General features: G+C 45.1%; 9 protein-coding genes and 1 pseudogene. All 10 read right to left on the bottom strand.

Annotation, left to right across the window (positions count from 1 at the left end; genetic code table 11):
- Position 1 precedes the first annotated feature (1 nt).
- Positions 2-1,879 (bottom strand): Stk1 family PASTA domain-containing Ser/Thr kinase, encoded by a 1,878-nt coding sequence (gene pknB / locus RWS39_RS07215; RefSeq protein ID WP_314481945.1) that lies wholly within the window; start codon positions 1,877-1,879, stop codon positions 2-4.
- Positions 1,876-2,616, bottom strand: a complete 741-nt coding sequence (locus RWS39_RS07220; RefSeq protein WP_125373759.1) for a Stp1/IreP family PP2C-type Ser/Thr phosphatase — start codon at positions 2,614-2,616, stop codon at positions 1,876-1,878. The genes pknB and RWS39_RS07220 overlap by 4 nt, the downstream gene beginning before the upstream one ends.
- Positions 2,617-2,634: 18 nt before the next feature.
- A complete protein-coding gene (rsmB, locus tag RWS39_RS07225; protein ID WP_314481947.1) occupies positions 2,635-3,951 on the bottom strand; it encodes a 16S rRNA (cytosine(967)-C(5))-methyltransferase RsmB in 1,317 nt (438 codons plus the stop codon).
- Entirely contained in the window at positions 3,941-4,879 is a 939-nt protein-coding gene (gene fmt / locus RWS39_RS07230; protein WP_314481949.1) for a methionyl-tRNA formyltransferase, read from the bottom strand. Before fmt ends, rsmB begins: the two co-directional genes overlap by 11 nt.
- 100 nt (positions 4,880-4,979) lie before the next feature.
- Positions 4,980-7,385 carry a primosomal protein N' gene (locus RWS39_RS07235; RefSeq protein WP_314481951.1) on the bottom strand — a complete coding sequence of 802 codons (2,406 nt, stop codon included), beginning with the start codon at positions 7,383-7,385 and terminating at the stop codon, positions 4,980-4,982.
- 51 nt (positions 7,386-7,436) lie between these two features.
- Entirely contained in the window at positions 7,437-7,751 is a 315-nt protein-coding gene (rpoZ, locus tag RWS39_RS07240) for a DNA-directed RNA polymerase subunit omega (protein ID WP_005590937.1), read from the bottom strand.
- A 26-nt stretch (positions 7,752-7,777) separates the two neighbouring features.
- Positions 7,778-8,410: a guanylate kinase gene (gene gmk / locus RWS39_RS07245; RefSeq protein WP_005590938.1), complete on the bottom strand. Its 633-nt coding sequence runs from the start codon at positions 8,408-8,410 to the stop codon at positions 7,778-7,780.
- A gap of 112 nt (positions 8,411-8,522) precedes the next feature.
- The gene (locus RWS39_RS07250) at positions 8,523-9,056 is read right to left on the bottom strand and encodes a DUF177 domain-containing protein (RefSeq protein ID WP_311163818.1); all 534 of its coding nucleotides are present in this window, start codon (positions 9,054-9,056) and stop codon (positions 8,523-8,525) included.
- Positions 9,057-9,204: 148 nt separating this feature from the next.
- A complete protein-coding gene (locus RWS39_RS07255; RefSeq protein ID WP_314481954.1) occupies positions 9,205-10,590 on the bottom strand; it encodes an amino acid permease in 1,386 nt (461 codons plus the stop codon).
- A 185-nt stretch (positions 10,591-10,775) separates the two neighbouring features.
- Positions 10,776-10,936, bottom strand: a pseudogene (locus tag RWS39_RS09580) (DUF7716 domain-containing protein); the annotation flags it as partial.
- Positions 10,937-11,008 lie beyond the last annotated feature (72 nt).

The following is an 11,008-nucleotide window of genomic DNA, read 5'->3' on the forward strand; positions in this document are numbered from 1 at the left end:
CTTATTGATGGTCCGTCGATGCTGTTGTAGAGCTGCTGGAAGAGCTAGAGTGACTTTCACTCTCACTCGTAGTGCTGCTGGAAGGCGATGACGACGATGAACGTTCGCTTGTACTAGAAGAACTTGTTACCGTACCGTCTGTCACGTAGAAAGTAATCTTGGTATTTGATTTCAATTTAATACCTTGACCAGCTGCTGGAGACTGGGATGTCACCAAATCAGCTTGACTGGACTCCACAGAGCGATCAATCACTCGCTCAATACGAGACGAAGCGATTCCCATCTCCATCAGATAGGACCGCGCATAGGCATACGAAACTTGGAGATGACCAAAGTCCGGCATTGGAACAGTAGTCACTGTTTTAGCAACGGTCAGAGTAATCTGTTTATTTGACGTCACATCATAAGAAGAGCCTGCAGCTGGGGTTTGGCTGATGACCACTCCTTCTTCAGCATCAGAACTTTCTTCTTCTACAATCTTGATCAGCTTCTCAGGAATATTGTAAGTGCTTTTCAGATCTTCAATCGCCTCTGAGGACTTTTTACCGACGTAATTTTCTACCGTAAAGGTTTTTGTTCCTTTGGAGACAATCAAATTCACTTTACTGTTTTCACGACGTTGACTATTAGCTGGTGGATCTGTCTTGATGATCTTACCTTCCGCCACTTTATCACTGTAGTCCTCCTTGATTTCTCCTACCTCAAGGCCCTTAGCAGTAATGGTCGAACGAGCTTCCGCCACTGTTTGACCTGCTACATCTGGAACTGTAGTATTGGCAGGACTCTTGTAAATCAGAAAGAAGAAAGCTGCAAAAACTAAGAGAATAGCTAAAAACATAACTTTGTATCTAGCTCTTAAATGACGTTTCTTCGGCTTTTTGACTGGAGCTTTCAAAACGGGGGCCTCTCTCTTCACATCAGCCGTAGCTTTAGTAGCCACTGCTTCTGTGGCAGGGCTTGGGGTTGACTGAGGAACTGGAGGAACTTTTGGCAAAGTTTTAGTATCTGCCTTGGCCCCATCATCAAAGACCAGCTTCTTTTCATTTCGACGATCATAAGATAAGCTACTGGACAAATCAACATACATCTCTGCAACGGATTGATAGCGATCGCTCAGCTTTTTAGCCGTTGCCTTAATGACCACATTTTCCAAGGCCTGAGGAACATTCGGATTTTCTGCGATGATTGAAGGCAGGGGCTTTTGGAAATGCTGCAAAGCAATCGTCACAGCACTATCTCCGTCATAAGGGATATGCCCTGTCAGCATCTCGTAGAAAATAATCCCCATGGCATAAATATCGCTCTGAACAGTGGCTTTGGAGCCCCGTGCCTGCTCTGGCGAGAGATAATGCACCGAGCCCAGCATAGAATTGGTTTGAGTTAGACTGGTCTCAGCGAAAGCCACGGCAATCCCAAAATCTGTTACCTTAGCATCGCCATCTGGTGTCAAGAGGACATTTTGTGGTTTCAGATCACGGTGGACAATCCCGCGTGTATGCGCCAGGCGCATAGCCAGTAGGATTTGCCCCATGATTCTGACTGCTTCTTCGTTTGAAAGTGGAGAATTTTCTTTGATGTAGCGTTTGAGGTCAAGCCCAGACACATATTCCATGGCCAGATATTGCTGACCATCTTCTTCTCCAATATCGGAAATCCGGACAATGTAAGGATGATCCAAGTCCGCCATTGCTTTGGCTTCTCTTTGGAAGCGGGCAACTGCAATAGGATCCGTCTGATAATTGGTTCTAAGAACCTTTACAGCAACCTCCTCACCATCAAGTATCAGATCTCGCGCCAGATAGACATCTGCCATGCCTCCACGGCCAATCTGTTTGATGATTTTATATCGCCCGGCAAAGATCTTGCCGATTTGAATCATTCCTGTTCCTCCTTGTCAAAACGAACCAGAGCAACTGTGATATTATCCAGCCCTCCAGCATTGTTGGCAAAGCGAATTAAGGTTTCAGTTTTTTCAGATAGGCTGATATCGCTAGTGACAATATCATAAATTTCGCTGTCTGAAATCATATTAGTCAGACCGTCACTGTTGAGCAGAAGGTAATCACCAGCTTCTAATGTGATCATGCCATAATCAGGCTGCACTTCATCTTTTTGACCGATAGATTGAGTGATAATATTCTTCTGCGGATGGCGTTCTGCCTCTTCTTGTGTAATCTGTCCAGCCTTGAGCAAAGCATTAACAAGTGAATGGTCACTGGTTAATTGGCTATATTCCTCACCGCGAATCAAGCCAATTCGAGAATCACCAATATGAGCATAGATAGCTTGATTATCAATAATGGCTAAGGCTTCTAGCGTCGTGCCCATACCCTTGTATTCTTCGTCCTGACCAAATTGGTGGATGCGCTGATTTTCTTGTTCCAAATGCTCTGCAAACCATTCACGGACTTGGTTCACTGAGTCAATCTGAGTATCAACCCATGCAGCACCCAGGTCTGTTACAGCCATTTCACTGGCAATGTTACCAGCTCTGTGGCCCCCCATACCATCAGCCAAGATAATCATGGTTTTGCCAGCCCGATTTACAAAAAGATTGGCATAATCCTGATTATTTGTCCGCTTTTGACCAACATCTGTTAATATTGAAATTTCCATACTGTCAGTTTCCTCCTCTTAGTCCGATATCTTCCTAAATTGACTGATAAAAAATCCATCGCTTCCGTATAATTCCGGCGTAATCAAGATACAGCCGTCTTTCACGATATCTTCTCTTTCATGTTCTAGTCTAACTTGCTCAAAATTTGGGTGTCTTTCTAGAAATTTCTTGACTACATCAAAATTCTCTGCAGACACAATCGTGCAAGTACTATAAGTTATTATACCACCTTTACGTAGACTTTGACAAACGCTGTCTAATATATCCAGCTGAATTTTTTGTAAATTTTCAAAATCAGCGTTTTCCTTATTGTACTTAATGTCTGGTTTGCGGCGAATTAAGCCGATACCAGAGCAGGGAGCGTCCACTAGGATTTTATCAAATGCATTTGAACCAAAAGTCTCAAATACCTTGGTTGCATCCAGTTTTTTCGTCGTGATTTTATCTGCCAATCCTAGGCGTTCTGCATTTTGACGAATCAAGTCCAGCTTATGGTCGTAAAGATCCAAGGCTGTAATCTGACCAGTCCTCAGATAGGAAGCCATATGCACAGCCTTGCCACCTGGCGCACTGCAGGCATCCAAAATCTGCTCATATCCTTCAATCTGCAGGGTCGGAGCAACCAGCTGGCTAGACTCGTCTTGAATAGTAATCAAACCTTTTTCAAAGAACTCATGACCAGCAAAATGGCCTTGCTTCTTTACCAAGGCTGAAGGAGCCAAGAACGAATCGTCCGCACCCAGAACCGCTTTAACTTCTTCCTTTCGAGCCACATTCGTCACCCGGATGCTGGCCTTGTTGCGCTCAAAGAGACTAGAAAAGATAGCTTCCGCGCGTTCTTCCCCGTATTCGTCAATCAAAACCTTGACCAGCCAAACTGGTAGAGAATACTCGACTGAATAGCGCTTATTCTTGCGGTTGATAGTAGTCGGATCAGCTGCGCCTTCCCGCTCGATCTTCCGCAGGATGGCATTGACATATTTTTCACTGCCACGCTTGCGGCCTTTTGCAATCTCAACAGCTTCATTGACGACAGCATGCTGAGGGATTTTATCCAGATAGAGCATCTGATAGAGGCTGAGCTCAAGCAGGATATAAAGCCAAGCGTCCAGCTTGTCTCTATCCTCCACAAAATGAGCCAATTGCCATTCCAGACTAATTTTGCGAGCGACTGTTCCATAGACCAGCTCCGTAACCAAGCTTTTATCAGCTGAACTGAGAGCACTCTGTTTCAGAGCCTTATTAAGGGCAATATTGGAATAAGCTCCCTCTTCAAAGACTTCTTCCAGGATTTCCAGAGCAAGCTCTCGGGCTCTTTTTTGCTTACTTTCCAAATTCATCACCTACTGCTAAACTCCGACCCAGACCATTGAGAAAGTCCTTGATGTCCATCTTAGGCTTGCCGAATGGCTGCACCGTCTTTAGAGAAAGAGCTCCCTCCCCCGCTGCGACCACTAATTCTTTCTTGCTGATTGTCAAGATTTCACCTGGACGACCGCTGCCTTCCACTTGGCTAACTTCATAAATCTTGAAGCGCTGACCAGCTAGCAGGGTATGGGCTACCGGCCAAGGATTCATGCCCCGAACCTGATTGAAAATCTGGCGACTGGTCTTTGTCCAATCAATCCGCTCTTGCTCTGGGCTAATATTCGGTGAAAAAGTTACCAGCTCTGGATCCTGAGGCTGAGCTTGAATCTCTCCCGCTACATAGGCTGGCAAAACTTCTAAAAGAAGATCGCGACCAATCACAGCTAGTTTTTCAAAGAGAGTTCCGACATTATCAGACTCTTCAATGGCTGTTGCTCGACTGGCAATCATATCACCAGCGTCCATCTCCTTGACCATTTCCATAATGGTCACACCTGCTTCTTGGTCACCATTTATCAAGGCATAATGAATAGGCGCTCCGCCACGGTATTTTGGCAAGAGAGAGGCATGGACATTCACTGCGAAGTTAACACTGTCCAGCAAACGGCTAGGCAGAAATTGGCCAAAGGCTGCTGTCACGATGCCGTCAGCTCCTAAGTTCATAAGCTCTTCCAAGTCAGCGCTTTTAGCTAACTTTTCTGGTTGGTAAACTGGCAAGCTGTTCGTTAAAGCCACTTCCTTGACCGGTGTCATGCGGATTTCCTTTTTGCGCCCCACCGCTCGGTCTGGTTGAGTAACCACCGCTAAAATTTCATATTGTTCGCTTTCCAGCAGGCCTTTTAAGACCGTTGCTGAAAAGTCAGGCGTTCCCATAAAAATTAATTTCACTGTCATTTCCTCAAATCTGTCGCAGAATCCCGTCAGCTGCAACTGTTTTTCTTTCTATTATATCAAAAAAGCGAGCAAAGCTGACAGTTCTCGCTCACTTTTGCCATCAGATAAAATTCTGAGGTTCATTATCAATACTGAGCCGCAGGTCCTTGTTTTCCGCTTGCTGCGTTAACTCCAATACCTTATTGAGCGTGAGTTGCAGGTCATCCTCAAAGCGATACTTCAGTAAAATCTGATAGTGGTAGAGGTTGTGGGTTCGAGCAATGGGCTTGGGTGTGGGACCCAAAATTTGCACCTTGTCCGACAGGCCACTCCGTAAAATATCCATGACTTGATAAGATTTCTTGACTACCGTTTCCTCATCCTTGTGTGATAGGGTCAGCCCGACTGTATAGTAATAAGGAGGATAGCCCAACTGCCGACGGATTCCCATTTCATAGGCGTAGAAGCCTTCATAGTCCTGCTTTCTAGCAAAGTCAATGGCATAGTGATGCGGATTGTAAGACTGGATAAAGACTTGTCCTGCTTTCTCAGCCCGACCTGCCCGACCTGCTACCTGAGTCAGCAGCTGAAAGGTCCGTTCCGAAGAACGAAAATCTGGCAGATTCAATGCCGTATCCGCATTGAGCACACCGACCAGGGTCACATTAGGAAAATCCAGTCCCTTGGCAATCATCTGAGTCCCCAGCAGAATATCTGCCTGCCCCTGACCAAAGGCCTCTAGGATTTCTTCGTGGCTCCCCTTTTTACGGGTCGTATCCACATCCATGCGCAGAATTCGAGCCTCTGGAAAGAGAGTCGTCAGCTCATCATAGGCCTTCTGTGTCCCCGTACCATAGTAGCGAATGCTGCGACTGGCACAATTAGGACAGGCCTGAGGAATATTCTTGGTAAAGCCACAGTAATGGCAGTTCATGGTTTTGGTATCCATATGCAAGGTCAGAGAAATATCACAGTTGGGACAGGTGTCCACCGTGCCGCATTCCCGACACATAACAAAGCTGGAATAACCTCGCCTGTTGAGCATGAGAACCGTCTGCTCGCCTTTCTCCAGACGATCCTGAATAGCTTCTAGCAGGACTGGAGTGAAATTACTAGCTTCATTTTGCCCGATATAATCTCGGAAGTCCACCACTTGAACCTGAGGAATCTGTGCCAGCGGATTGGCCCGCTTAGTCAACTGCAAAAAGTCATAGACGCCACGACTGGCTCTGGCCCTGCTTTCCAAACTCGGAGTCGCCGAACCCAACACCAAGACAGCTTGATTGTACTGAGCTCGCAGAAGAGCCACATCTCTGGCATGGTAGCGAGGATTGGAATCCTGCTTGTAGGAGGATTCATGCTCCTCGTCAATGATGATGGCTCCGATATTTGTTAGCGGAGCAAAGATGGCCGAACGAGCACCAACAACGACCTGGGCCTCTCCCCGCTCCACCTTGCGCCACTCATCGTACTTCTCACCGTCAGATAGACCGGAATGCAAAATAGCCACCTTGTCACCAAAGCGCGAGATAAAACGGTCGGTCACCTGAGGAGTCAAAGAAATTTCCGGCACCAACATAATCGCTGTCTTTCCTTGACCTAGAGCTTCCTCAATGACCTTGAGATAAACTTCAGTCTTGCCACTCCCCGTCACTCCTTCTAGTAAAACGGGTTGAGCCTTTTCTTCACCGATTTTTTCACAAATCGCAGCGACCGCGGCTGCCTGTTCCTCATTGAGAACCAGCTTTTTATCCTGTCGCTCCTTTTGGAAATGTGCCGCAGACCGGCTGACCTCTCTCTCCTCTATATGGAGAAGCTCCCTTTCTAAGAAAATGTTGACCACTGCAGGTGAAAAGCGTTTTCGTAAGTCTTTGAGAAGACCTGATTGCGGATTTTCCAGCAGATAAGTCTGAAGTTCCTGCTGCTTTTTCGCTCGGGCAGAAGGCAGAAACTGAGCCAATTGCTCTCTATCAACTTGATACCAGGTTTCTGTCTTGATATGCTTACGGTCAATCGCTTGGTATTCCAGGCGAATCTTACCAGCCTGAGTCAACCGCATGAGCTTGGACTGACTTTTCTTGTTCAAATCAGAAAAACGAAGACTAGCTTCCTGACCGAAAATGGCCTGCCGCTCCTCAGCTGAAAGCTGCTCCGTTGGATAAAGCAACTTGTCATAGCTGGAATTAAGAAGACTCGGTAACATAGCCTTCAGGATGGAAATTTTATAGGAAAAGACATACTGTCGCAATTGGTCGGCTAACCAGAGCTGCTCCGCATTGAGAACCGGTCTAAAGTCCAGAACTTCTGCAATATCTTTCAATTCTCCAATCTGTCCAGCCAAATCTTCAGCTTTCTCATCCGCCAAGCCAACAATCACCCCTTGAATCAACCGACCGCCCTTACCAAAAGGCACATGCACCCGCATCCCAGCTTGTAGCATGCCAGAAAACTCCTCTGGAACCGCATAGCTGTATGGTTTGTCCGTCTGCATCAGAGGAACATCAACAATAACCTTGGCAACTTTCACACTCTCACCCCGCTTTCCCTAAACGAAAAATAAGATTGAGTAACCCCAACCTTAAATTTTCTCACCCTCTTCTTTTTCTTTGGCAATTTGTTCTTTGATCTTGCGCTCTTCTTCTTCTTTACGCAAACGTTCTTCTTCCGCACGTCGGCGAACTGCTTCGCGTTTTCCTTCTGGATCTGGGTGAATCACAACATTACCAGATTCAATTTCTTCCAAAGCACGTAGCGTTGATTTCACTGATTTAAAATCTTGAGTTGGCTTAGCACCAGCTTCTAGCTCATGGGCACGCTTAGCTTCTAAGATAACCAAAGAATATTTTGACGGTACCTTGTCTAACAAGGTATCAATCGACGGTTTTAACATCATAACTATTTACCTAATTTCTAACTTTATTAACGGACGACTGCTTCATCCTTAGGAAGCATGTCTTGGTAGTGACCGATGACCCGGTCCACACGAAAATGCTCGGCTTCAATCACACGTTTTACACGTTCAGCTGCCAAAGGCACTTGGTCATTGACAATGGCATAGTCATACTCTCGCATCAAGGCAATTTCTTCTTTTGCTTTCTCAATCCGCTGAGCAATAACATCTGCACTGTCTGTACCACGGCCAACCAAACGGTCTTTCAACTCTTCCAAGTCTGGCGGAGTCAGAAAGATAAACACAGCATCGGGCACTTTTTTCTTGACTTGGAGTGCTCCTTGGACTTCGATTTCCAAGAAAACATCTATCCCCTTATCCAAGGTCTCATTGACATAAGTGAGCGGAGTCCCGTAATAATTGCCGACATACTCTGCATACTCGAGCATCTGCCCTTGACGGATCAACTCCTCAAACTCTTCACGAGTGCGAAAGAAATAATCAACACCATCAACTTCTCCAGGACGCTGCGGACGAGTCGTCATAGATACAGAATACTGAAACTGATTGTCCGTACTCTCAAAAATTTCCCGTCTTACTGTTCCTTTTCCAACGCCTGAGGGGCCAGAAAAGACAATTAACAAGCCTCGTTCTGTCATCATATCTCCTTCACAGTCTTTCTATCTAGTGTAACAAAATTGCGCTCATATTTCAAGAAGATTCAAAGAGATTTCCTTGATAATACTCTAGAATTCTACTAGATTTTAGACGCTTTTATTCATCAAATAAGCCTTGAAGGCTGGCGAAAGGACTATTGGCTTCTTTCTTCTCCATTTGCTGCTTTTGGTAGGCTTCCTCCGTCAACACCTGCCAGTCATTTCCCGTAGGCATACTCGCACCAGCCTCCTCTTCAGGAGTCAAAACTTTTAGCGGAATATGAAGTAAAATATTGTCCGCCACACTGGCTGCCAGATCGATCGAATCTCCCTCAAATGGCAGAACCAAATCATCTTCCAGCAAATCTTTTTGCACAGAGCCATCTTCGACGGAAGCAAAGACTTCATGAACCGTGTAGGCTTCCTCCCTATCAACTGGAGCCATACTGCGACTAGAAGCCAGGGTAATCTGGTAGGTCAAGGTGTAATCCAAAAAATAAAGCCCATTTTCATACTGGGCCTGACCTCTAGCCACGATCTTCTGGATATCTAGCACTTCACGATTACGTTCTTTTAGCTCTTGCGCCAAATCAAAGTCTTGATCAAACTGCAAACCGCCAGCATTTTTCTTAATTTCTTGAATATTTAACATTTCAGCCTCGTTTTACATTATTTCTTTCTTCATTATATCATTTTCTCGACCAAATACCTATACCCCAAACAGCCAATGAGACAAGAAAAAGAAAATCTCTCAGCCTCTTAGACTGAGAGAAAATACGCTTCTTCCTAAAAAGCTTTGTTTATTTTCGGAATTTGAACTGGCTGTAAAGACCAAAAACGATGATCCAGACAGCTGATCCGATTGCTCCCACTACCGTTGACTTTTGTAAGAAAAGAGTGACAAAGACAAAGGCAAAGAAGAGCATGGTCAAAGGATTGAGAAACTTGTAAGCTGGCATAAGGTAACCATCTGCCATAAAATCTGGTGACTTACGATATTTGAGGTGGGCCAGCATGGTCAAACCATAGATGGCGATGTAGACACCAGACGAGGAAGCCGTAATCAGAGCAAAGGAATCTGATACTCCCGGCAGAATCTTGATGAAGGCCGCAAAGGCAATGACAGCCGCCGAAGTCAAAATCGCATTCTGCGGAACGTTTTGCCGAGACAGCTTCCCAGCTCCTATTTTCTCAAGAAAAGGATTGGGCGTATCGTGAGCAATCTGATACAAATGGCGACCTGTTGAGTAAAGGGTCGAGTTCAGTGCGGAGGCCGCTGAGGTCAGAACCACGAAGTTAATCAAGGCCGCCGCCCATTTGAGACCAGCTAACTGAAAAACAATAACAAAGGGAGAGTCAGCCGTTGCCAGTTTTTCCCAAGGAATGATAGCCATAATGGCAAGGAGAGAACCCCCGTAAAACAAGACAATCCGCAAAGGGATTTCTTTGATGGCCTTTGGTAAGACTGCCCGTGGATTAGCCGTTTCAGAAGTCGTAATCCCGATAAATTCAATGGCCTGATAGGCAAAGAAAACCATCTGGAAAGCCATGATAAAACTTACAAAGCCATTAGGGAAAAGCTGAAAACCTCGGCCAATATTCCCAAGACTAGCTACTCCGTGAGGCGTTTCAAAGCCTGTCAATATCATAAAGACAGCCGTTGCAATCAAGGCTATGATAGCCACAATCTTTATCATAGCAAACCAAAATTCGACCTCGCCGAAGACTCGAACTGCTATCAGATTGACCAAGCTAAGAAGGGCTAGAAAGACAAGCTGAATCATCCAAGCTGGCCAGTCAGGAAACCAGTACTGCACATACTGGGCAACAGCCGTAATCTCAGCCATTCCGATAAAAATCAGAGAAATCCAGTAGGACCAACCAGAAAAATACCCCCAGCCAGTTCCCAAATATTTGGTAATAAAGTTGATAAAGGTATGCTGGTCAGGGTCGTAGTAAAGCATTTCCCCAATCGCCCGCATCATCAGATACATGAAAAGGCCCGTCAGCATGTAAATCAAGATGATAGACGGACCAGTCAGACTAATCGAGCGCCCCGCCCCCAAGAAAAGACCCGTGCCGATGGTTCCAGCAATGGCAATAATCTGAACATGCCGATTTTGTAAGCCACGTTTCATCCCGTTCTTTTCTATTTTTTCATTATTTTTCAACTCATTTTCACTCATTCAATCATTTCCTTTCACAAATCGCTTTATTGTACCACAATTCAGACAATTCTGCTAGATTTTTTTATTTTATCTAAACATTTACTCTAGAAAGTTTATGTAAAAAAGCCAGATTCATAGTCTAGTAGAATCATTTATAACAGATAGGATAAAAACATTGTGTGCTGTTCTTATAAAGAGACTCCTAGCTCTAACTCTCTTACTTGTCTAGGATAAACATCCCTGTCATCCACACTTGTCGATAATCAGCAAACAAATTGCTGGCTTGGAAATTCCGTTCTCCCGTATCCTTATCATACAAACAAAAATCATCATCTAGATCTTCCGATTTTACAGCCTCAATGATATCTTTTTATAAATAGCTTTGGTTTTTCTTCATTGGTCAAAAGTCCCTTTCCATTCATAAGCCGGATAAGCT

The organism is Streptococcus cristatus, from assembly GCF_963529205.1.
GTDB lineage: Bacteria > Bacillota > Bacilli > Lactobacillales > Streptococcaceae > Streptococcus > Streptococcus cristatus_O.